Annotated in this window: 1 pseudogene; it reads right to left on the bottom strand. The window is 41.8% G+C overall.

What is annotated here, in order from left to right:
• Positions 1–115: 115 nt before the first annotated feature.
• Positions 116–455 (bottom strand): annotated as a pseudogene (locus ACYVRA_RS08910) (methyl-accepting chemotaxis protein); the annotation flags it as partial.

Consider the following 455-nt stretch of genomic DNA (forward strand, 5'->3'; position numbering starts at 1 on the left):
AATTTTGACGCTTGCCGCAGAAGCATTACGGCAACTCCGGAAATTGCGATCATCATAATGGCGATCACAAGCAGGCTCAGTTTGATTTTAATTTTCATTTCTTTTCTCCAATTAATTACTCTACCTTAAATCGCGAGACTTCCTTTAACAATTCGTCAATGGCTTGACGGTTCTTTTGTGTCATCTCATTGACATTGTTTACCGCTACGTTTATCTGCTCCGCACCGGTAGCCATCTCGTTCATGCCGCCGGTTATTTCCTGTGTTACTTTCTCAAGGTTCTGGCTTTCTTTCATTACTTCATTGCTACCCTCAAGCATTTCCTCGCTGCCGCCTTTTACCTGTTGAGTAAGTTCATTCAAACCGCCAACACTTTGTAATATTTGCTTACTTCCTACCCCTTGCTCTTCCATCGCATTACGAATATTTTCTTCTTGATTTGCCACCGTTTTTACT

This window comes from Treponema sp. R8-4-B8, from assembly GCF_054786175.1.